Genomic DNA, 20345 nt, shown 5'->3' on the forward strand with positions numbered 1-20345 from the left:
CTGCCGTCCTGGCGATACCCCCGACGCGACGACGGAGAGCGATGTGACGAGCGTGAAGCCCGGCGGCGAGCCGCTGACCTCACCGCTGGCCCCGGTCAAGGCACGGCGCACCGGCGCGGTGATCGCGGCTTGGCTGTCGACCACCGACCACAAGGTCATCGGCTACATGTATCTGATCGCCTCGTTCCTGTTCTTCGCGCTGGCCGGGGTGATGGCGCTGGTCATCAGGGCCGAGCTGATGCAGCCCGGCCTGCAGGTGGTCAGCAACGAGGCGTACAACCAGCTGTTCACCATGCACGGCACGATCATGATGCTGCTGTTCGCGACGCCGCTGTTCGCCGGGTTCGCGAACGTGATCATGCCGCTCCAGATCGGCGCGCCCGACGTCGCCTTTCCCCGGCTCAACGCGGTCAGCTTCTGGCTGTTCCTGTTCGGCGGGCTCATGGTCGTCAGCGGCTTCTTCACCAACGGCGGGGCCGCCGACTTCGGGTGGTTCGCCTACACGCCGCTCTCGCACTCGACCTACAGCCCGACGCTGGGCGGCGACCTGTGGCTGATGGGCCTCGCGCTGTCGGGTCTCGGAACGATCCTCGGCGCGGTCAACTTCTTCACCACCGTCGTGTGCATGCGGGCGCCGGGCATGACGATGTTCCGGATGCCGATCTTCACCTGGAACGTGCTGCTGACCAGCATGCTCGTGCTGATGGCCTTCCCGGTGCTGGCCGCCGCGCTGCTGGTGCTGGAGGCCGACCGCAAGCTCGGCACGCAGGTCTTCTGGGCTGAGAACGGCGGCCCCATGTTGTGGCAGCACCTGTTCTGGTTCTTCGGCCATCCCGAGGTCTACATCATCGCGCTGCCGTTCTTCGGGATCATCACCGAGGTCATCCCGGTCTTCAGCCGCAAACCGGTCTTCGGGTACGTCGGCCTCGTGGGCGCGACCATCGCCATCGCGGGCCTGTCGATGACGGTGTGGGCGCACCACATGTTCGGCACCGGGCAGGTCCTGCTGCCGTTCTTCGCGTTCATGACGTTCCTCATCGCGGTGCCGACAGGCGTGAAGTTCTTCAACTGGATCGGCACGATGTGGCGGGGGCACCTGTCGTTCGAGTCGCCGATGTTGTTCGCGATCGGGTTTCTCATCACGTTCCTGCTGGGCGGGCTGACCGGGATGATCCTCGGCTCGCCGCCGCTCGACTTCCACGTCACCGACACGTACTTCGTGGTCGCGCACTTCCACTACGTCGTCTTCGGCACGGTGGTGTTCGCGATGTTCGCCGGCTTCTACTTCTGGTGGCCCAAGATGACCGGCCGCATGCTGGACGACCGGCTCGGCAAGTGGCACTTCTGGACGTTGTTCGTCGGCTTCCACGCCACGTTCCTCGTCCAGCACTGGCTGGGGGTGGCGGGCATGCCGCGCAGGTACGCCGACTACAGCGCCGCCGACGGCTTCACCGACCTGCACCTGGTCTCGTCGCTCGGCGCGTTCCTGCTCGGCGCCTCCACATTGCCCTTCCTCTACAACGTCTGGCATACCGCCCGAAAGGGCATGAAAGTCTCTGTGGATGATCCGTGGGGCTTCGGCAACTCACTCGAATGGGCCACCTCGTGCCCGCCGCCCCGGCACAACTTCGTCCGCCTGCCGCCCATCCGTTCCGAGCGGCCGGCGTTCGACCTGCACTATCCCCACACCTCCGGCGGCGAGCGCGGCCCCGCCGAAGACGACTGACCACGCAGGGCGGTGATGAGCGATGCACCTGTCGGACCGGGAACGCCGGATCCTCGCCGAGATCGAGCTCGACCTGCGCAGGAGCGATCCCGCCTTCGCCCGCCGCATCGACGCGCTCAGCGCCGCCACCCGCCGCAAGGGCCTCCGCGCGGGCGGCAGCCGCAGGGAGATCGCGGGCCTGCTGGCCGCGGTCGCCGTGCTGACCACGGTCATGGTGTTCGTGGTGATCCTCGCCGGGCATGCCGCGCCCCCGCCCCCCGGGCCGCAGCTGCCGCCCGTGTCCCAGGTGGAAAACCCCTTGGACGAACACAGACAGTAGTCTTACTCTTACTTTCGGTAGTCGAAAGGAAGGGTTTCCATGAGGAAGTTCATCGTCACCTCCGCGTTCACCGCCGCCATCGTCGTGGGCGGCGCGGGCGCCGCCTACGCCTCCCAGTACGTCGCCTACGAGGGCCCCGGCTTCACCGGCAGGAGCGTCGTCATCGACCGGTGCGGCGTCTCCAACATCCCCTACCACGGCTCGTACAAGTGGTACGGCGACGGCCAGAGCGGCCGCATGTACAACCAGCCCAACGCCCAGGGCGTCGCCCACTTCACGCTCGCCTCCAACAGGAACGCCGAGCAGCGCACCCCGGTGGGCTGGAAGAGCATCTTCATCGTCTGCTGACGCCCCGCTCCCCGCGATGAGCCCGGCCCGCCCCTGCCGGGCTCATCGGCGTTCCGTACGGACGTCGGCGCCGGCGTGCGTGTGCCGGGCCTGGTCTTCAGGGCCGTGCCAGTCGAGGCACATGACGCTCGCGTCGTCCTTCAGATGCCCGTCGCAGAGCTCGGACACCGTGGCGGCCAGCGTCCGCACCACCTCGCGCGGATGGTCGTCGGCCGTGGCGCGGATGAGCGCGGGCAGGTCGAGCTTCTCCGCCGCGCGTTCCTGCATGCCGTCGGTGTGCAGCACCAGGCGGTCGCCGGGACGCAGCGCGAGGTCCTGAAGGCGATGCTCGACGGGAAAGGGGAAGCCGAACGGCGGGTCGATCTCCAGCGTCGTCTCCTCCACCTCGCCGTCGCGCAGCAGCAGCGGCCACGGGTGGCCGGCGTTGACGAGTCGCAGCCGGCCGTCGTCCAGCGACAGACGCAGCAACTGGCCGGTGGTGAGGGCGCCCGGCATGTGCTCCAGCAGGGCCTCGTGCGTGTGGCGGGCCTGCTCGCCCAGGCCGAGGGAGGCACGGCGCGCCTTGCGGGAGGCGCTGACGACCAGCGTGGCCATGAGCGCCGAATCCACCTCGTGGCCCATGGCATCGGTGATCGACAGGTGCAGCGTGTCGTGGTCGAGCGTGTAGTCGTAGCTGTCGCCGCCCACGCTGTCGGCCGGCACCAGCACGGCGGCCAGCACGAACTGCGCCGCCTCGCAGGTGGGGGAGGACGGCAGGAGCTGCTGCTGGATCTCCGCGGCCAGGTTGACCGCCCTGGTGCGCTGGCCCCATAGGTAGAGGTCGGTGAAGCGGCGGTCGGTGACGACGATGTAGGCCAGCGCGTGGGCGGCCTGGCTGATCTGCTCCAGGACCTCGGGCCCGGCCTCGGGCAGGGTCAGCTCCAGCAGGCCGATGGCGTCGCCGCGGTTGGTGACGGGCGCGATCACCCGGTACGCGTCGTCCTCAGGGATCAGCGTCAGCCGCTGGGTGCGCAGCGCCTCCTCGTACGGGCTGCCCGCCAGGGGGATGTGCTCGGCGCCGCGGCCCCGGCGCGCGGCGGTGGTCTCGGTGATGCGCACCACCTGCCGGCCCACCAGGTCGAGGAAGAGGAACGACACGCTCGACGCCGTGAACCGCTCACGCAGGTCCGCGGCCACTACGGCGATCGACTCGACGGGAGCGGCGTTCTCCGCTGCCGTGAGGACCTCCGCCAGGGGGAGCGGTACCTGCGCCATGAATGCCTCCTTGATCTGTACACCGTCCTTCCCGCCCACGGGATGGGCACCCCAAGGGATCGGCTCGCTTGCCGGAAAAATCCGCTAATACGGATTATTACTGGGGTATCACCTCTTGACGTGGTGATCAGTGAGGTCCCAGACTCGGCGCTCATGGGCATGACCCGAGGAGTACGACCGTGGCCCGCCGCCTGACCCAGCAGGACATCGCCCGCATGGCGGGCGTGAGCCAGACCACCGTGTCACTGGTGCTCAACAACCGCGCGGGCAACGGGGTGCGCCTCTCGCTCGAGACCCGCGAGCGGGTGCTGCGGGTGATCAGGGAGACCGGCTACATCGCCGATCCCGCCGCCCGCCGGCTCGCCGAAGGACGCAACCGCATCCTCGGCGTCTTCACCTACGAGGCGGTCTTCCCCGCCGCCGGCGCCGACTTCTACCACCCGTTCCTCGTCGGCATCGAGGAGTGCGCCGAGGAGGCCGGCTGTGACCTGCTGCTCTTCACCAGCGCCCGGGTCTCCGGCCGGCGGCGCATCTTCCATGAGGACAGCCGGGTCCGGCTCGCCGACGGGTGCGTGCTGCTCGGCCGTACGGTCGACCGCGACGACCTGGCCAGGCTCATCGCCGACCAGATCCCGTTCGTGTCCGTCGGCCGCCGCGGCGACGCGGGCGGGCCGGTGCCGTACGTCGGCGCCGACTACCCGTCGGCCACCCGCGCCCTGGTGCGGAGGGCCGCCCACCTCGGCCACCGCACACTCGTCTACGTCGGCACGGGCGGGGACGCCGAATCGACCGCCGACCGCTTCACCGGCTTCGTTCAGGCGACCACCGACCTGGGCCTCGCCTTCTCCCACCTGCCCCCCGACCACCCCGACCTCTTGGGGACCGTACGCGCCACCGGGGCCACCGCCGCCTTCTTCGAAGAACAGGCCGACGCCGTACCGTTCCTCCAAGCAGCGGCCGAACGAGACCTCGCCATCCCCGACGACGTGTCCGTGATCACCCTCGGCTCAGCCACCCGCCCCGTCCACACGGACACCGACTTCACCGGCTTCCGCATCCCCCGCCGCGAAATGGGCCACAGAGCCGTCGAACTCCTGACCAAGGTGTTAGAAACCGGCACCACCCCCCAGGAGCTGCTGCCCTGCGAAGTGCTCGAAGGCTCCACCCTTGCGACGCCGCCGTGACGAGCGGCACTCCTAAGCAGAACAGGTCCTATGCAAGCTCAGCAAGCCACGACCGAAAATCATCATCGTCATAAAGATATGTTTCCGGAGCGGTTCTGATATCTACTCCGGTCATAGCCATCAAGAAGTCCCACGCCATTTCGTCGCTGAACTGTACATCCTCCAGCGCCAGCATGGTGCACGCCGCCCAGGATGCGATCTCCTCCCGGGGCCGACGTCCTTCGATCAGGTCCATGAGTGCAGTCCGCACCTCATCCCGAGTAGGCTCCATGCTCCCTGCTTTCGGTCAGGTCGTTCAGCCTTCGCACTAGGAGGTGCTCTTCCGCTTCCCCAGAGGAAGAGCATGCTCCATGTCCAACGGTTCTCAGGAAAAGCCTTAAGTATATGAACGAGTTCGACACGGGACAGGGAGGCTCCAGCCATAGGGATCACGACTTCGTGCATCACACTGGATCCGCTCGCACGAGGATCATCGCCCCGCATCAAGATTCTCCTCGGCGAAGTCCAGCTTGGTCGGGGTCAGGACTCCTCCATCAGGCGGGATCACAAGTTGCAGGTCGGCAAGGGTGGTCATGGCCCGCTCTTCTCAGAGGCTTCGGGGGCCCGGTTGCGGCAACTCGTGCCCAGGCGGGAGCGCCAGGTTAGGGGAGAAGGGCGTTGAGGTGCCAGAGAGTTTCCACCGGATGAGTGGCGCGCATACGTAAGAGCTTGGCGCTGGATCGCGGCGGGTCTTACGGGCCGGTGGAGCCGTCGATCAGTTCGCGCAGGATGTCGGCGTGTCCGGCGTGCTGTGCGGTCTCCCCCCAGGGTCGTCATGGACGGCACGAGCCGCCGCCGCGCGTCCTCCTCCGAGACGCCTCGCACCTTCGCCACGACCTGCCGCCGCTGGCAGTCGAGGAACGCCTCCAGCACCTCGCGTTCGCTGCCGGTGCTCACCTGCTCTTCGGGCCACAGCGTTACGGACACGCGCACACCTCCGTCATGAGTGAACGCGCCAGGATGGCGATCAACGCGTCCCTTCGTCGGACGGGAAGAAGACCGGGCTGATCAGGTACGGCCTTCGCCCTCCGCCCGGGCCGTTCCCTGCGCGTGCCACGAGTGCCCGTCGTACCTCGTCCGCCAAGTCGGTCATCTCGTCCGGGGTGAGCCACAGCGTCGCATGGCGGTAGCCGACCCCGTCCGTGGCCGGGTCGGCTCCGGGGCGGGAGAGGTAGGCGCCGAACTCGGCGATGAGCGCGCCCATCGCCGCGGCGAACCCGTGGCGGTGGTCCTCCAAGGACATCGCGTCCGCGTCGATACGGGTGGCGTCTTGGCGCAGGCGGTAGTGGCGTTCGACGGTGCCGCGTACGCGCTGCTCGCCGGCGACCTCCAGCAGGCCGGCGTCGGCGAGCAGGGCGATGTGCCGGTAGAGGGTGGTCTTGGGTACGTCGGGCAGGCTTTCGCACAGGTCGGACGTGGTGCGGGTGCGCCCGCCCGACAGGGCCCACATGATGCGCAGCCGTACGGGATGCAGGATCAACTCGAGCGTGTCCACCGGCCAATGTTCCCATAGTCGATAATGTTCCCAAAAATGGGAATGGAAGGTGCTTGGTTGTGATCCCCCTGCGCACGCTGGACCCCCGCGCCCCGCTCGACGACCTGACCTGGCTGGACGACGCCATCGGCGACGCCCGTGTCGTCGCCGTCGGCGAGAGCTCCCACTACACCCGCGAGTTCGCCCAGTTGCGCCACCGGCTCGCCCGCTATCTGGTCGAGCGGCACGGGTTCACCGCGTACGCCATGGAGACCGGGTTCACCGAGAGCCGGCGGGCCGACGCGTGGGTGCGCGGCGCCGGGGACAGGCCGGCCGAGGTCATGGCGTACGGCCTCACCTCGCTCATGGGTCTGTGGCGGGAGACGCGCGCCCACCTGGAGTGGCTGCGCCGCCACAACGCCACCGCCGCCCGCCCCGCCGGCTTCTACGGCATCGACCTGAGCGGCCACAACGCCTCCCTGCTGCCCGCGCTCGACGCGGTGCTCGCCTACCTCGCCCTGGCCGATCCCGGCTTCCGTCCCGATCCGGCACTTAGGAGAACGGCCGCGGAATTCGCGGCGGCGTCCGCGTTCAGCGCGCCCGCCGCCATGGCCGCCTACGCGCGGCTCACACCCGAGACGAAGGACGCGCTGACCGCCGGCCTGGCCGCACTCGCCTCAAGGGTGGGGAGCCGGCGCCTGGAGCATGTGCGCCGCACCACCGCCGGGGCGTACACGTGCGCTCGCCAGTCCATGCACCACCTGCTCGCTCTTGACCAGGTCTTCCGCGGCATGACCGCGGGCGACCAGCAGAGCGTGGTGGACGTACGTGACGCCGCCGTCGCCGAGACCGTCGAGTGGATCCTGCGCAGGGAGGACCGGATCGTGCTGGCAGCCCACAACTCCCACGTCCAGCGCGGCCCGGTCGTCCTGCCCGGCATGGAGCCGGCCACCCCGCTCGGCCTGCACCTGGCCGACCGGCTGGGCGCCGGTTACCTGGTCGTCGGCACCACCTCGGGCACCGGGCAGACGCTCAACCCCGACGGCGCGGCGTTCCTGGCGGGCGAGCTGTTCGCGCCGCTGGAGGCGCCGGAGCCGGGCAGCCTGGACGCCGTCATGCACGCCGCCCACGACGGCCCCCACGTCACCGACCTGCGCCGCCTCCCGCCGTCGGACGCGCTCCTGGCCGCGCGGACCCAGCGCATGGGCACCGCGTACGTCCCCGTGAACCCCCTCGCCGCGTACGACCTCCTCGTCCACCTGCCCCAGGCCACCGCCGCCACCCTCGACCGGGAGGCCGTGGCCTGCTCACCGCGGGAGGTGCGTGACGCCGTCAGTCCCAGGTGAGCCGCTGTTCCAGGAGGGCCTGCTGGGCGGGGTTGGTGGTCAGGCGCAGGGCTTGCTCGTCGGCGTCCCTGGCCTCGGTGCGCTGGCCGGTGGCGCGGAGGAGTTCCGCCCGTGTCGCGTGGAAGAGCGGGTAGCGGTCCAGGGGGCCGGTCAGGTTCTTCAGTTCCTCAAGCGCCGCTTGCGGGCCGTGGACATGGCGTACGGCGACCGCCCGGTGCAGGCGGGTGACGGGGGAGGGGGACAGGTGCAGGAGCAGGTCGTAGAGGACGAGGATCTGGGGCCAGTCGGTGTCGGCGAAGGTCGCGGCCTCGGCGTGGCAGGCCACGATCGCGGCCTGCACCTGGTACGGGCCCGGCCGCCGGTGCGCGCGGGCCGCCCGCGTCAGGAGGCTGGTGGCCTCGGCGATGGCGGTGTGGTCCCAGAGCGAGCGGTCCTGGTCGGGGAGCAGGACCAGGTTGCCCCGGTCGTCGAACCTGGCCGCGCCGCGCGCCCGGTGCAGGCGGATCAGCGCCAGCAGGCCGGCCGCCTCCGGCTCCTTCGGCATCAGGCCCACCAGCAGCGCCGCCAGCCACTCGGCCTCCGCCACCAGGTCGGCCGCCTGCGCCCGGTCGGCGGTGCTGGTCAGGTAGCCCTCGTTGAACAGCAGGTAGATCACCGCCAGCACGTCGTCGAGGCGGTGGGGCAGCCCTTCTGCCGAGGGCATCCGGTACGGGATGCCGGCCTCGCCGATCTTGCGCTTGGCGCGGGTGACGCGCTGCGCCACCGTGGGCTCCGGCACCAGGAACGCCGCCGCGATCTGCGCCATCGACAGCCCGCACACCACCCGCAGCGTCAGCGCGATCTGCGCGGCCCGCGACAGGGCCGGGTGGCAGCAGGTGAAGATCAGCCGTAGCCGGTCGTCGCCCGGCGCGGGGTCGGGCCAGGTGAGGCGGGCCAGCTTGGACCGCAGGTTCGACTCGCGGCGCAGCACGTCCAGGCCGCGTCGCCGGGCGACCGTGAACAGCCACGCCTCCGGCCGTTCCGGTACGCCCTCCTCGGGCCAGCGGCGCAGCGCGGTCTCCACCGCGTCCTGCACCAGGTCCTCGGCGGCGGAGAAGTCGCCGAGCAGCGACACCAGCGAGGCGGCCAGCCGGCCGGCATGCTCACGCACGACCCCGGCCAGCACCTCCCGGCTCGCCTCGGCAGCCGGCTCCTGCCGGTCCCGCTCCGCGCTCGTCACCTGCCGGTCCTGCTGGGCGGCCGGCCCCTGTCGGTTCGTTGCCGCGGCCGTCACCTGCCGCGCGGCCGGCTCCTGGAGGTGCGGGTTCATGTGAGGGGGCGGATCTCGACGATCGGGCAGGCGGGCCACGCGCGGGCCAGCTCCAGCGCCTCGTCCAGGTCCGCCACCTCGACCTCCGCGAACCCGCTCACGACCTCCTTCCCCTCCACGAACGGCCCGTCCGTGATCACGGGCTCGGGGCGGTCCACCCGTACGGTGGTCGCGGTGTGGGCGGGCGCCAGGTGCGCGTGGTGGGTGATCTTGTCGGCGTGCTCGGCGAACCACCGCCCCACCGCCTCGTACGCGGCCCGCTGCTCCAGCTCGCCCATGGCCTCCAGCTCCTTGGCGAACTCCTCGGTCTCCACGAACATCAGCACATACTTCACGATCCATCCTCCTGTCGTCAGGGATTCACCAACAAGACGATCGGGACGACGCCGCATACGACAGAGCGGCGGTTCCGATACTTTGATCCTCATGTCCCCTGCTTTATCCATCACCTCTCGTACCGCGTCAGCGGCCCCCGCCCGGCTCGCCTGGCTGGACGCCCTGCGCGGGCTCGGCGCTCTCGCGGTGGTGGGGGAGCACCTGTGCGCCTGGGCCATGCCGTGGCTGCGGCCCACCGCGTTCAATCTCGGCGTCTACGGCGTGCTGGTGTTCTTCCTGGTCAGCGGCTACATCATCCCCGCCTCGCTGGAGCGGCACGGTGACGTGCGGGCCTTCTGGATCGGCCGGTTCTTCCGCCTCTACCCGCTCTACCTGGCGATGATCGCGCTGGTGCTCGTGCTCGCCTGGTGGATCCCCGTACGGGCCGAGGTGCCGCGCGACCTGTCCTCCGTGGCCGCGCACGCCACCATGCTCATGGACGCCGTGGGCACCGCGGGCGTGCTGAACACCATGTGGACGCTGTCGTACGAGATGGTGTTCTACCTGCTGGCCGCCGCGCTGTTCACGGCGGGCGTGCGGGACAGGTGGGGGTTGCTGCCGGGCCTGTTCGCGGTGCTCGGGCTGGTCGCGGGGCTCGCGATGATCGCGCCGCCGCTGTCGGGCGGGTGGCTGTCCTGGGTGACGTTCGGGCTGTTCGCGGTCGGGCTCGCGTGCGTGGTGTCGGGGCGCGGCCGTACGGTGGCGGCCTGCGCGCTGGGCGTGATGGCGCTCGCGCTGGTGCTGCTGAGCAGCCGCGTCCCCTGGTTCGGTGCGGCGATCCTGGCGGTGATGTTCGCCGGCACGGCCGTGCACCGGTGGGAGCGCGGCGCAGGCCCGCTCTGGCCGGTCGCCGCCACCGGCCTGCTGGTGGCGGCGCTGCCGCTGTGGGCGCGCAACGCCGGCTGGTGGTGGGTGCAGCCGAAGGTGTGGGGCCTGACGATCCTGCTGGCCGTGCTCACGTTCGCCGCCGCCATGGCCTGCCGGTCCCGTACGCTGCCCGCAACGCTCACCTGGCTCGGCACGATCAGCTACTCCCTCTACCTCGTGCACCTGCCGCTGCTGCTGATCCTCATGCGGGTGGTGGGCGAGCTGCGCGGCGCGCCGGCGGCCGCCCAGATCGGCGCGGGCGTGCTCTTCCTGGCGCTGCTGCTGCCGCTCAGCTGGCTCAGCCACCGCTGCATCGAGCTCCCCATGCAGCTCGTCGGCCGCCGCCTGGTCAAGGGGCGAGACCGTCCATCAGCAGGTCCAGCAGGCGCTCCGCCTGTTCCCGCTGACGAGGGTCGCCGGCCGCGAGGGTGACGCCGGCCAGCGCCATGAGGATGTCGCCCGCCGGTACGTCCTCCCGCAGCACCCCCTGATCGGTCGCGGCGCGGCGCAACTCCTCGACCGCGGCCGTGAGCTGCTCGCGGGTCTGCGAGCCGAGCTCCGCGTCGCCGCGCAGCAGCGTCTTGAGCGTGTCGGCCATGCCCTGCTTGGTGACCAGGTGGTCGAGGACCTCCGACATCCACGCCCGCAGGGCACGGTCGGCCGGCAGTTCGGCGAGCAGGGCGGTGGGGCGGTCGGCGAGCCTGGCCGTCTCATAGCGGTAGGTGGCGTCGACCAGCAGTTCGCGGGTGGGGAAACGCCGGTAGAGGGTGGCGATCCCGACGCCGGCGTCCCTCGCGATCTGCTTCAGGGTGGCGGCGGCGCCGTCGCGCGCGAAGGCCGAGGCCGCCGCGGCGAGCAGCTTGTCCTCGTTGGCCCGCGCGTCGGCCCGCATCGGCCGGCCGGACTCAGGCATGGAGTCGTCCTTCTTCCGAGTTGCTATGTGGAGCCGGGTCCGCTTAGTCTCCGGATAAGCGGACCTGACTCCGCTTATCCGCGACGGTAGCAGACGCCCCGCCGTGCCATCACTCGACCAAGAAAGGCGGTCCCGCCATGCGCTACCGCACGCTCGGAAGCACAGGAGTCCAGGTCAGTACGTTGTGCCTGGGCGCGATGATGTTCGGTCGCTGGGGCAACCCCGACCACGACGCCTCGATCGGCGTCATCCGTACGGCACTCGACGCCGGCGTCAACCTCATCGACACCGCCGACGTCTACTCCGACGGCGAGTCCGAGGTCATCGTCGGCAAGGCGATCGCCGGGCGGCGCGACGACGTCGTCCTGGCGACCAAGGTGTCCAGCCCCATGGGCCCGGGACGCAACGAGCGCGGCGCGTCCCGGCGCTGGATCATCCGGGCCTGCGAGGAGAGCCTGCGCCGTCTCGGCACCGACCACATCGACCTCTACCAGGTGCACCGGCCCGACCCGGCCACCGACATCGACGAGACGCTCGGCGCGCTCACCGACCTCGTCCGTGCCGGCAAGATCCGCTACGCCGGATCGTCGACGTTCACGCCATCGGCCGTCGTCGAGGCGCAGTGGACGGCCGAGCGGCGGGGCCGTGAGCGGTTCGTCTGCGAGCAGCCGCCGTACTCGCTGCTCGTCCGCGGCGTCGAGGCCGACGTGCTGCCGACCTGCGAGACGTACCGGATGGGGGTGCTCGCCTGGAGCCCGCTGGCCGGAGGCTGGCTGACCGGGCGGTGGCGGCGGGACGCGGCGCAGGCGTCCAGTCACCGCACCCGGACGATGCCGTTCGGTCACACCCTGGCCCACTACGACCTGTCCGTCCCCGCCAACCAGGCCAAGCTCGACGCCGCCACCGCGCTGGCCGGCATCGCCGGCGAGGCCGGCCTGACGCTGATCCAGCTCGCCCTGGCGTTCGTCACCACGCACCCGGCGGTCACCGCGGCGATCATCGGCCCGCGTACCGCGGAGCATCTGCACGATCAGCTCCAGGCCGCGGACGTCGTGCTGACGTCCGACGTGCTCGACAGGATCGACCAGGCCGTGGCGCCCGGCACCGACGTCAACCCGCACGACGCGAGCTACGGCGCCGCCGTCCTCGCCGATCCCCGGCGTCGCCGCCGCGCCGCCTGACCAAGGGGCGGCGCGGCGGCTCCCGGTCAGGAGGCGTAGGTCTCGTACTCGGCGACCCTGGGGGTGCCGTTCGAGCCGGTGATCCGGAACGTCACCTTCTTCAGCGACGTCGGCGTGAAGCTGATCGTGCCCGCCCCGGTGCCGGACTTCAGCACTGCCCCGTCGTCGGCGTTGAGCAGCTGCCACGACCCGATCGCGCCCGTCGCGCCGGACGCCTCGCGGATCACGACCCGGCCGACCCTCGTCGCCGAACCCCACTTGATCGAGATGTCGCCGGTCGAGCCGGACGGCGACCAGTACGTGCTCATGTTCCCGTCACGCACGTCGCCGTAGCTCGTGCCGCTGGCCTTGCTGGAGCCGTCGGAGCCCGCGCCGAGGCTCAGGTTCGTGCCGCTGGGCGGATCGGTGGGGTCGGTGGGCGGATCCGTGGGGTCGGTGGGCGGGTCGGTCGGGTCCGTCGGCGGGTTGGTCGGGGTGCAGTTGCCGTTCGACACCTGCAGGCCCTTGTTGGCGCCCGCCGTCCTGTTCACGATGTCGGGCACGCAGTTCGCGCCGTCGAGGGCGTAGGAGTAGGGGACGCTCACGCTGGTGTTGGACTGCGGGTTGGGGCCGGCCGGGTTGTGCTCGTCGTCGCGGCCGCCCCAGGTCACGTTGTCGAAGATGTTGCCGCTGACCTGCCAGTAACCGGCCTCGGCGGTGTAGAAGGTGCCGAGAACGTCCTTGGAGTCCTCGAAGTAGTTGTTGTCCACCTTCGCCCGGGCGCCGGCCCGCGAGTTGATGCCGGACTCGTGCAGGTTCCGGTAGTGGTTGTTGTACATGTGGGCGATGCCGCCGCGCAGCAGGGGCGTACGCGAGTCGATGTTGCTGTACAGGTTGTGGTGGAAGGTGACGTTCCCGTTGGAGCGGTCGCTCTCGCTGGAGCCGATCAGCCCGCCGCGGCCGGAGTTGCGCAGGATGCTGTACGACAGCGTCACGTACTGCGTGTTGTTCTTCATGTCGAACAGGCCGTCGAAGCCCTCCGACTCGCCGCCCGACGCCTCCAGCGTGACGTGGTCGACCCACACGTTGCGGACGTCGCTCTCCATGCCGATCGCGTCGCCGCCGTTGGAGGTGGGCGAGCCCGACTTCTTGACGTTCCTGACCGTGACGTTCTGGATGATGATGTTGCTCGCCTCGCGGATGTGGATGCCGAGCTGGTCGAAGACGGCGCCGTTGCCGACCCCGATGATCGTGACGTTGCTGATCTGCTTGAGCTCGATCACGCCGGCCGCGGTGTTGCAGCTGTTGCCGGACACCTTGCTGGTGTTGCCGTGGTTGATCGTGCCCTCGACCTGGATGGTGATCGGGGTGCTGCTGCTGACCCGGCCGCAGAGGGCCTGGTGGATCGCGGTGCCCGTGGTGGCGCGTACGGTCTGGCCGCCCGCGCCGCCGGTGGTCCCGCCGTTGGCGGAGGCGAAGCCGGTGGCGTTGCCGGCCGCAGCGGCCGGTGCGGCCGACGCCTGCAACATCGGCACGGCCGCCCCGACCGCCGCGGCCGTGACCGCCGCGGCGAGTGCCGCGCCGACGCGTAACACGACTGCTCGTCTCATGCTCGTCCCATCTTCTTCGTCGGATGCCGGGCTGCTGTCGGCAGCCGGGTCCTTGCTGGTCCGGCGCGTACGGGAGGACCCGCACGCCGGATTCCCCCCAGCGAGTGCGCACCGCTCACATGAGTGACCACGTCCGTGTCCGTGAGTAGCGCCACCGTAGGAAAGCGCTTTCCCCGTGTCAATGCGCCGTGAAACTTTCATCCAGCCGGTACGGGCGGCGTAACACCCGTTCCGGCCAGCCCTTTCGTCAAATTTCCTGCATGCTATCCGCCTCGTTTTCTTGGCGGGAACGGCATGGGGAAAGCAGCGGGATACATTGGGATGACCGAGGACTTTCGGGCGCCGGCGCCTCCCGCCGGCGTCGCCCCAGTCCGACTCACCGGTGGCGCTGACCAGGGGCGACGCCCATGTCCTGGCCGGCCGAGGGGGGAGTTCTCATGAAGGTCATCGACACCGCCCCGCTCGGCGTGGCGGGCCCCGGGCAGCCGACCGTCCTGCGCCTCTACGGCGAGATCGACCTGTTCACCAGCGCGGACCTGCGCGAGCAGCTGCTGAGCGCGCTGCACTACAGCACCAGCCTGCTCGTGCTCGACCTGTCCGAGGTGTCGTTCTGCGACGCCGCCGGGCTGGCCGTCCTGGTCGACGTGCAGCAGCGCGCCCGACCGATGGGCATCACCCTGGCCCTCGCGTCGCCCCGGCCGTTCATGTCCCGGCTGCTGCGCATCACCGGCCTCGACCGGGCCCTGCCCATGGTGGCCGGCACCCCGCCGAACGCCGCCTGACCTCTTCGGGCCGGCCGCGCCCGTTCCGCCTTGGTCGCCGGCGCTCAGCGCGCCGATCCCGCCCTCGGTCAGGTCGCCGAGCGCGCCCCCACCTTGATCACGCCCGCCGCGTGCAGGCTGGAGAGCAGCGTCCAGTCGTCGGCCGGGTCGAGCCAGACCTGCAGCTCCTCCGGGCCCGACGGCCGCGGCAACGTCCCCTCCGGCACGTAGAAGGACGTCACCAGCACCAGCGGCACCGGAGCCGTCCACTCCGCGGGCGCGGGCGGCTCGTGCCGGCCGCCCAGCAGCACCGCGCGTTCCTCCGGCCCGCACTCGCCCAGCCGCCCCGCCGCCAGCTCCGCCTGCAACCGCACCTGCGCGTCCAGCGCGAGACGGATCCGCGCCACCGCCCGCTCGCCGTCGTCGCCCAGCTCGCCGTAACCGTGGACGAGCATGGCGACCAGCTCGGCCGGCTCGTCCGCATAGCCCCGCAGGGCGTCGCCGGCGTGGATCATCTCATAGCGGTACGGCCTGCCGTCGGGGTGGCGCGGCGCGGCGGGCAGGTGCCGCGCGACGGCGACGTTCCGCACGACCACGCTCATACCCGGACCTCCGGCAGCGGTGCCGGCTCCCAGCGCTCGGGCCAGCGCGTGGCCGCGAACAGGGCGGCGAGCTGCTCCTTGTCGGCGGCCCGCCAGAAGATCTCGTCCATCAGCATGCGGAAGGACAGGCTGCCCGCCTCGGTGAGGTCGGGTGCGGAGCCCATGGAGCGCAGCCCGGCGTGGGTCCCGGGCTCCTCGCGCACGCCCGCGTTCGGCGGCAGGTCCAGCGCCGCCGTGCGGAACGCGGCCTCCACCACGGCAAGCGACACCTTCACCTGCGCCTGGATGACGGCGGGGTCGAGCGAGCCGTCCCACATGCGGAACTCGATATGGCCCTTCGCGTCCTCAGTCATCCCGCGCATGCTCACGGCCGAGTGGTGGACGTGATCCTGGCGCACCGCGCCGATCGAGGTGTAGCCGTGGGCAGGCAGTGAGTCGAACCGGCACCACGCCTGGCCCCGGTGGCTCTCCGCCGCCGGGTTGTGTCCGAGCCGGTAGAGCGTGTCGCCATGGTTTTTGACGTATTCGGCCACGCTTACGTAGTTCGCCAGGTGGTGATCGTAATCACGGGTGCTCACGTGCACGTGCCCGCCGGTGTTGACCGTGGCGCTGCCGCCCCAGCCGCGGATGATCTCGCAAGCGAGGAGGATGTTCATCCACGTCGCGGGCTCGTCGTACAGGATCGGTGAGACCAGCTCGCCGGACACCGACCTGTCCAGCTCCAGCCGCCACAGACCGCGCCCGCCCCGCTCACCCGAGTGGTATCCAGCCCGGGAGGACGCGTGATACGGGTGCACATCGCCGTCAACGGTCAGACCGGCGGCGTGCAGGTCCCGGGCGATGTTCTTCAGATCGGCCCGGCTGCTGAAGCCGGGCAGCTCGAACTCGATCTCCAACCCGAACCCGCGCCCGCCGCCGCGGGCACCCAGCCCTGCGGTGGCGTCGTCGTACATGAAAGGGATCACCGGTTCGTCGCCGCCCGCGCGCCGCACCGCCGCCTCGTACGCCCGCAGGAAAGCGGGGAAATCCTGGGTGAACGACACCTCCGGCGCATCCGGCCAGCGCCGCCACGCCTCGACCCGGGCCTGCAGCGACTCGACGTACTCCCGGACCGTCGGAGTGAGCGCCCGGTCCAGGTCGGAGCCCGGCTCTATGTAGCCGCGCATCCCGTGATCGCCGAGATAATCCCCATATGCCCGCGCGTGCTGGGCCGCCGCGGCGTTCCTGACCTCCCGTACGTCCGCGGGTGACATGCCGTGCAGGCCGGGTGCGTCCGCACGGGGCTCGGGCGGGGTGAGCGGCTCCGGCCGGCTCAGTGCGTCGACCACGTCACGGCGGTCGACCGGGCCGAACAGGTCGAACCCGTTCCGCGCGCCCTCGGCCGCGCGGGCCGCCAGGTCCGCCACGTCGTATCCGGAACCGGTCTCGTCGGCCAGCCGGCGCAGCGGGTCGAAGCGCCAGATAGGCGTCGTCGGTGGCGGGCCCGCGAGCTCCGCGAGCCTGGCCGCGGCGCGGACCTCGCCGTCCCGCGTGAGCGGCAGGCCGTGCTCGGTGACGAGCCGCAGGCCGTCCCAAAGGTAGGGGTCGCGCTGCCGATGCGTTGTCAGCATCTCGGTCAGGTCGGTGACGTCCGACGTGCCGGCCACGTCAGCGCCGTGCTCCTGCGCGTCCAGAGCCAGGCGGAGCAGATGCTCGACCGAGCCGGCCTGGTCGGTCCGGCGGGCCAGCTCCCGCAGCGGCATCGTCTCTGCCCGCGATCCATGGGGCGCGTGCGGGGCGAGACCGATCAGGGTGCCGAGCATGCGGCTCGCGGGGCCGTCCAAGTGCGGCAGGTCATACCTCACCTGGCCCTGCAGGCCATACCACCGCGCAGGGTCCTCCTGGTGGAACCGGCGTAGAGCGTCGTGGAAGCCCCCGGGCCCGGGCGTCGCCGGCGGCAGGAGGCCCTCGGCCTGTGCGGCCCGCACGATCGGATACAGCTCCTCGAGATCGCTCATGCCGTATCTCTGGCGCACGGGGTCGATGAACGCCCTGTTGACGGCTCCGTTCTCGGGCGTTCCCATCATCTCGGCCAGGAGCCCGGCCGCGCGTGCCTGCTCCGGCGTCGCGGACGGCATCAGGTAGTCGTACTGGTGCCCGAGCCAGCGGTGACGGTCGGCGGGGTAGGCGCGGTCGAGCACGTCGGCCAGCTCGGCCTCGTCGCGGGCCGTCTCGGGTGCCATGCCCTGCCGCTGGGCGTCCCGGTAGAGCGCGACCAGCGGATCGACGGCCAGGATGCTGTCGAAGAATTGTTCAGCCAGGCCCTGGATGGCCCGGTTCGGCGCGTCCGTTCCGAGAATCCTCCCCATCGCGCCTACGGCCGCCGCCGTCGCGTCGTCCTGGGTCTCGACGTACATTCGCCGTATGAGCTCCCGGCCGCTTGCGATCAGGGCGGGATCCAGGGGGGCGGGGGTGTCATCGGCCTGGCCGTTGAGCAGCCGCTCGACGCGCGAAGGGGCGTCGAGCGGGTCGCCCGGGACGCCGCGCGTGCCGTCCGGGTTCCAGCGATGCACGATGGCCGCCGCCTCGGCGAAGTTGCGCGGGCGCGGGTCGGCGATCGGGGAGAACCCGTCGCTGAGCTCCGGGGCCCAGGCGCCGTGCGGCGGCGCGGGCGCGGGTCCCGGCTGCGGCCTGCCCGCCGCAGGAGCGGCCGCGGCGGAGGCCGGGGCGTCCTCGGCGGCGACGCGCTCCAGCGCCGTACGGACCTCGGCGTCCTCGGCGGCGACGCGCTCCAGCGCCGTACGGACCTCCGGCCAGGACGGGGCGAAGTCTTGGTGCAGGTTCAGCTGCCCCACCTCGCGCAACGGCACCCACCGCACGTCGATGGACTCGGGGGAGGCCGGCCACGCCTCGGCCCTGTGGGGCAGCTCGGCGATCACCGTGTCGTACGCCCAGCCGCCGTGGTCGTCGTGGTGGACCGAGCGCACCCGGACGTCGTCCAGGTTCAGCCGCACCTCCTCGCCCGCCTTGCGCAACGCGGCCGCGACGGGCGCCTCGCCGCTGTTGCGCGCCCCGTCGACCGGCCCCCACTGCCCGCCGTGGTGCGTCTCCGGCGAGCGCAGCCGCATGAGCACGTGCACCTCGCCGCCTGGCCCGCGGTGGTACGGCAGCAGCCCGGTCGCCTCCTTGGTGCCCCAGTGCCGGTGCCCCTGGGCGCACTCCGTGTACGCGTCGCCCGCCCACCTCGTACCCAGGCCGCGCGGCAGGTCGGCGAGCGCCGGGTCGGCCGGGACGACGTGCGTCGGCCGCAGCACCGTGACGTCGCCCGGCCCCGCCATCACCACGAACTCGTGCAGCGGCAGCTGGCCCAGCCCCGTCCACGGGGTCGCCAGCACCCGGGACGCCGGGACCACGGCCGCCATGACGGCACCGTCGCCCAGGCCCGTGTACCGCTTGGCCACGCCCGGCAGCGCCGTCCACGACTGCAGCGGCAGGCCGGGCGGAACCGGCACCACGTCCCCGGTCGAGGCCGCCGCCAAGGCCGGCATGCGGTGCGCCTCCTCGAAGGCCACGCCGCGATAGAGCACGAGCTCCTCGATGCCGTGCCGGCTCAGCTCGGCCTGGGTCTGCTCGTACTGGGTGCGCAGGAAGTCGCGCAGCGCCTCGCCGTGGCGGGCGTAGTCCCTGGCGCCCGTCTGGCTCCTGGAGGTCCCGCCGTACGCCTCGAGGTCGAGGACCCCTTGCAGGCCGAACGCGTCCACCGCGGCCAGGTTCATCGCCAGCCGGGCCGGGAGCAGCTGGCCCCCGCCGCGGCCCCAGGACATCATCAGCTCCTCGACGCCCAGCCCGCGGACGATGGCGACCGCCTCAGGCGACGTGGCCGGCACCTCGCGCAGGATCCGGCGCCCGGTCATCACGCCCTTGCCCCGCGTGAACGCCGGCAGGTCGTCGCCGGGGAGGAAGTCCCAGTTTCGTCCCTTCCTGCCTGGAATGTGGAGCTCGTAGTGCACCAGGACCATCTGGGGGTCGCCGAGACCCTCCGCCAGGTGCGGCCTGCGGGCCGCGGCCAGCAGGTCCTTCGTCGGCGTGGTCATCGTGTCCGTCAGCCGGCGTACGACCGCCTGATCGGCGCTCGACCAGGCGTGGAGGCTGATCGGCTCGTACGCGCCGTCCTGGCTGAGCAGGTTCGTCACCCGCTCGGACGGCCCCGCCACACCCAGCTCAGGCCCGGCCGGCACCGGCCGTACCCGCGCGGCCGCGTCCTGCCGGGGTGCGTGCCCGTTCTGGGCGGGGACGCGCTCGGGTTGCGCGGGCAGGTGGGCGTCCGGGGTCTGCGTGCGGGGACTCTCGGTCCTCGGCGCGGGCGCGTGGTCCTGGGCGGGGAGTCCCGGCAGGTCGTGCGGCCGGGCAGGCGGGACGATCACGTCGGCCGGGCGGTCGCCGTTGACCTGGCGGGCGGGGGGTGGCGCGGTCGTGTCCGTACGGGGCGGGGCGGCGACCGTCTGCTCGGTGGTCGTGGGGGCGTCCGGGTCCTGCTGGATCCTCGGCGCCGTGTGCGGGGGGTCGGGGGCGGTGGTCTGCCGGGCGATCGGCGAGGAGCCGGCGGTGACGTCGCGGACGGTGCTGTCCGGCGTGGTGTCGCGAACCGTGCTGTCCGGCGTGGTGTCGCGGACGGTGGGGCGCTGAGCAGGGGCCGCGCCGGCCTGATCGGTGCGGGTCTCGGCCGTGCGCTGCTCGGCGGTGACCTGTTCGGCCGATTCCACGGGATGGACGGCCGCGGCGACGGCCGGGACGGTCGCGGGCAGCGCCGAACCGGCGGGCAGAGCACCGGGGATGGCGGCGGTGTCGTGCTTGCCGGCGACCCCGTTCGCCGGGCTTTGGTCCGCGGGCGCGACGGCGTGCGACGCTCCCCGCTCGGCAGGCATGGCGACAGGGGAGACGGGGCGCTCGGCCGGGAGGGCGCGGTTGAGGGGCGCGGGGTCGGCGAGAGGGTGGGCAGGGCCCGGGTTGTGCACTGGGGTCGGGTTGTGCACTGGGGTCGGGGTATGGACTGGGGTCGGGGTGTGGACTGGGGGCCGG

The 20345-nt window shown here is 71.5% G+C and carries 17 protein-coding genes and 2 pseudogenes; 8 read left to right on the plus strand and 11 right to left on the minus strand.

All coding sequences use genetic code 11. The annotated features are described in order from the left end of the window. The first annotated feature begins 52 nt into the window (after positions 1-52). Genes ctaD through AB0K18_RS44150 form a run of 3 tightly spaced genes read left to right on the plus strand, consistent with a single transcriptional unit; the run spans position 53 to position 2393 of the window. Positions 53-1726: a cytochrome c oxidase subunit I gene (gene ctaD / locus AB0K18_RS44140; protein WP_364927242.1), complete on the plus strand. Its 1674-nt coding sequence runs from the start codon at positions 53-55 to the stop codon at positions 1724-1726. A gap of 22 nt (positions 1727-1748) precedes the next feature. Beyond that, positions 1749-2045, plus strand: a complete 297-nt coding sequence (locus AB0K18_RS44145; protein ID WP_364927196.1) for a DUF3040 domain-containing protein — start codon at positions 1749-1751, stop codon at positions 2043-2045. A 39-nt stretch (positions 2046-2084) separates the two neighbouring features. Beyond that, the gene (locus AB0K18_RS44150) at positions 2085-2393 is read left to right on the plus strand and encodes a MiAMP1 family antimicrobial peptide (RefSeq protein ID WP_355426191.1); all 309 of its coding nucleotides are present in this window, start codon (positions 2085-2087) and stop codon (positions 2391-2393) included. 42 nt (positions 2394-2435) lie between these two features. Here the strand turns inward: AB0K18_RS44150 and AB0K18_RS44155 are convergent, their stop codons facing one another. Beyond that, the gene (locus tag AB0K18_RS44155; RefSeq protein WP_364927198.1) at positions 2436-3647 is read right to left on the minus strand and encodes a PP2C family protein-serine/threonine phosphatase; all 1212 of its coding nucleotides are present in this window, start codon (positions 3645-3647) and stop codon (positions 2436-2438) included. 179 nt (positions 3648-3826) lie between these two features. Between AB0K18_RS44155 and AB0K18_RS44160 the strand changes: the two genes are divergently transcribed. Further along, the gene (locus AB0K18_RS44160; RefSeq protein ID WP_364927201.1) at positions 3827-4831 is read left to right on the plus strand and encodes a LacI family DNA-binding transcriptional regulator; all 1005 of its coding nucleotides are present in this window, start codon (positions 3827-3829) and stop codon (positions 4829-4831) included. Between the two features lie 28 nt (positions 4832-4859). Here the strand turns inward: AB0K18_RS44160 and AB0K18_RS44165 are convergent, their stop codons facing one another. The 4 genes and pseudogenes from AB0K18_RS44165 to AB0K18_RS44180 all read right to left on the minus strand — a co-directional run bounded on the left by AB0K18_RS44165 (position 4860) and on the right by AB0K18_RS44180 (position 6365). Next, entirely contained in the window at positions 4860-5066 is a 207-nt protein-coding gene (locus AB0K18_RS44165) for a hypothetical protein (protein WP_364927203.1), read from the minus strand. Positions 5067-5562: 496 nt separating this feature from the next. Continuing rightward, positions 5563-5629: pseudogene (locus AB0K18_RS44170) on the minus strand (DUF664 domain-containing protein); the annotation flags it as partial. A 12-nt stretch (positions 5630-5641) separates the two neighbouring features. Further along, positions 5642-5803, minus strand: a pseudogene (locus tag AB0K18_RS44175) (DUF664 domain-containing protein); the annotation flags it as partial. A gap of 34 nt (positions 5804-5837) precedes the next feature. Continuing rightward, positions 5838-6365 carry a helix-turn-helix domain-containing protein gene (locus AB0K18_RS44180; protein WP_364927205.1) on the minus strand — a complete coding sequence of 176 codons (528 nt, stop codon included), beginning with the start codon at positions 6363-6365 and terminating at the stop codon, positions 5838-5840. Between the two features lie 59 nt (positions 6366-6424). On the opposite strand from AB0K18_RS44180, the gene AB0K18_RS44185 reads away from it, so the two are divergent. After that, positions 6425-7690, plus strand: coding sequence for an erythromycin esterase family protein (locus tag AB0K18_RS44185; RefSeq protein ID WP_364927207.1), 1266 nt, complete (start codon positions 6425-6427; stop codon positions 7688-7690). On the opposite strand, the gene AB0K18_RS44190 is transcribed toward AB0K18_RS44185, so the two are convergent. Further along, positions 7677-8999 carry a DUF6596 domain-containing protein gene (locus tag AB0K18_RS44190; protein WP_364927210.1) on the minus strand — a complete coding sequence of 441 codons (1323 nt, stop codon included), beginning with the start codon at positions 8997-8999 and terminating at the stop codon, positions 7677-7679. The two genes, AB0K18_RS44185 and AB0K18_RS44190, sit on opposite strands and share 14 nt — an antisense overlap. Then, on the minus strand, positions 8996-9334 hold the full coding sequence (locus AB0K18_RS44195) for a YciI family protein (protein ID WP_364927214.1): 339 nt from the start codon (positions 9332-9334) through the stop codon (positions 8996-8998). The genes AB0K18_RS44190 and AB0K18_RS44195 overlap by 4 nt, the downstream gene beginning before the upstream one ends. Before the next feature lie 91 nt (positions 9335-9425). On the opposite strand from AB0K18_RS44195, the gene AB0K18_RS44200 reads away from it, so the two are divergent. Next, positions 9426-10673 (plus strand): acyltransferase, encoded by a 1248-nt coding sequence (locus AB0K18_RS44200; RefSeq protein WP_364927217.1) that lies wholly within the window; start codon positions 9426-9428, stop codon positions 10671-10673. On the opposite strand, the gene AB0K18_RS44205 is transcribed toward AB0K18_RS44200, so the two are convergent. Then, entirely contained in the window at positions 10591-11154 is a 564-nt protein-coding gene (locus AB0K18_RS44205; protein ID WP_364927220.1) for a TetR family transcriptional regulator, read from the minus strand. The two genes, AB0K18_RS44200 and AB0K18_RS44205, sit on opposite strands and share 83 nt — an antisense overlap. A 137-nt stretch (positions 11155-11291) precedes the next feature. Here AB0K18_RS44205 and AB0K18_RS44210 point away from each other — a divergent pair, with 137 nt between their 5' ends. Next, positions 11292-12335 (plus strand): aldo/keto reductase, encoded by a 1044-nt coding sequence (locus AB0K18_RS44210; RefSeq protein ID WP_364927223.1) that lies wholly within the window; start codon positions 11292-11294, stop codon positions 12333-12335. Positions 12336-12361: 26 nt separating this feature from the next. Here AB0K18_RS44210 and AB0K18_RS44215 read toward each other — a convergent pair whose 3' ends face one another. Next, the gene (locus AB0K18_RS44215) at positions 12362-13924 is read right to left on the minus strand and encodes a polysaccharide lyase family 1 protein (protein ID WP_364927226.1); all 1563 of its coding nucleotides are present in this window, start codon (positions 13922-13924) and stop codon (positions 12362-12364) included. Between the two features lie 437 nt (positions 13925-14361). On the opposite strand from AB0K18_RS44215, the gene AB0K18_RS44220 reads away from it, so the two are divergent. Then, a complete protein-coding gene (locus AB0K18_RS44220) occupies positions 14362-14706 on the plus strand; it encodes an STAS domain-containing protein (RefSeq protein WP_364927229.1) in 345 nt (114 codons plus the stop codon). A gap of 68 nt (positions 14707-14774) precedes the next feature. On the opposite strand, the gene AB0K18_RS44225 is transcribed toward AB0K18_RS44220, so the two are convergent. Both AB0K18_RS44225 and AB0K18_RS44230 read right to left on the minus strand, forming a co-directional pair. Further along, positions 14775-15287 carry a hypothetical protein gene (locus tag AB0K18_RS44225; protein WP_364927231.1) on the minus strand — a complete coding sequence of 171 codons (513 nt, stop codon included), beginning with the start codon at positions 15285-15287 and terminating at the stop codon, positions 14775-14777. Then, entirely contained in the window at positions 15284-20191 is a 4908-nt protein-coding gene (locus AB0K18_RS44230) for an NUDIX domain-containing protein (protein ID WP_364927234.1), read from the minus strand. Before AB0K18_RS44230 ends, AB0K18_RS44225 begins: the two co-directional genes overlap by 4 nt. Positions 20192-20345: the final 154 nt, after the last annotated feature.

It is taken from the genome of Nonomuraea sp. NPDC049421 (assembly GCF_040677005.1).
GTDB classification, from domain to species: Bacteria; Actinomycetota; Actinomycetes; order Streptosporangiales; family Streptosporangiaceae; genus Nonomuraea; species Nonomuraea salmonea.

Excerpts from the sequence above, each read along its gene's own strand:
- AB0K18_RS44200 (WP_364927217.1), top strand. The coding sequence starts at position 9,426 with ATGTCCCCTGCTTTATCCATCACCTCTCGTACCGCGTCAGCGGCCCCC.
- AB0K18_RS44165 (WP_364927203.1), bottom strand. The coding sequence starts at position 5,066 with ATGGACCTGATCGAAGGACGTCGGCCCCGGGAGGAGATCGCATCCTGG.
- AB0K18_RS44145 (WP_364927196.1), top strand. The coding sequence starts at position 1,749 with ATGCACCTGTCGGACCGGGAACGCCGGATCCTCGCCGAGATCGAGCTC.
- AB0K18_RS44215 (WP_364927226.1), bottom strand. The coding sequence starts at position 13,924 with ATGAGACGAGCAGTCGTGTTACGCGTCGGCGCGGCACTCGCCGCGGCG.
- AB0K18_RS44220 (WP_364927229.1), top strand. The coding sequence starts at position 14,362 with ATGAAGGTCATCGACACCGCCCCGCTCGGCGTGGCGGGCCCCGGGCAG.
- AB0K18_RS44230 (WP_364927234.1), bottom strand. The coding sequence starts at position 20,191 with ATGCCTGCCGAGCGGGGAGCGTCGCACGCCGTCGCGCCCGCGGACCAA.
- AB0K18_RS44155 (WP_364927198.1), bottom strand. The coding sequence starts at position 3,647 with ATGGCGCAGGTACCGCTCCCCCTGGCGGAGGTCCTCACGGCAGCGGAG.
- AB0K18_RS44190 (WP_364927210.1), bottom strand. The coding sequence starts at position 8,999 with ATGAACCCGCACCTCCAGGAGCCGGCCGCGCGGCAGGTGACGGCCGCG.
- AB0K18_RS44150 (WP_355426191.1), top strand. The coding sequence starts at position 2,085 with ATGAGGAAGTTCATCGTCACCTCCGCGTTCACCGCCGCCATCGTCGTG.
- AB0K18_RS44225 (WP_364927231.1), bottom strand. The coding sequence starts at position 15,287 with ATGAGCGTGGTCGTGCGGAACGTCGCCGTCGCGCGGCACCTGCCCGCC.
- AB0K18_RS44210 (WP_364927223.1), top strand. The coding sequence starts at position 11,292 with ATGCGCTACCGCACGCTCGGAAGCACAGGAGTCCAGGTCAGTACGTTG.
- AB0K18_RS44205 (WP_364927220.1), bottom strand. The coding sequence starts at position 11,154 with ATGCCTGAGTCCGGCCGGCCGATGCGGGCCGACGCGCGGGCCAACGAG.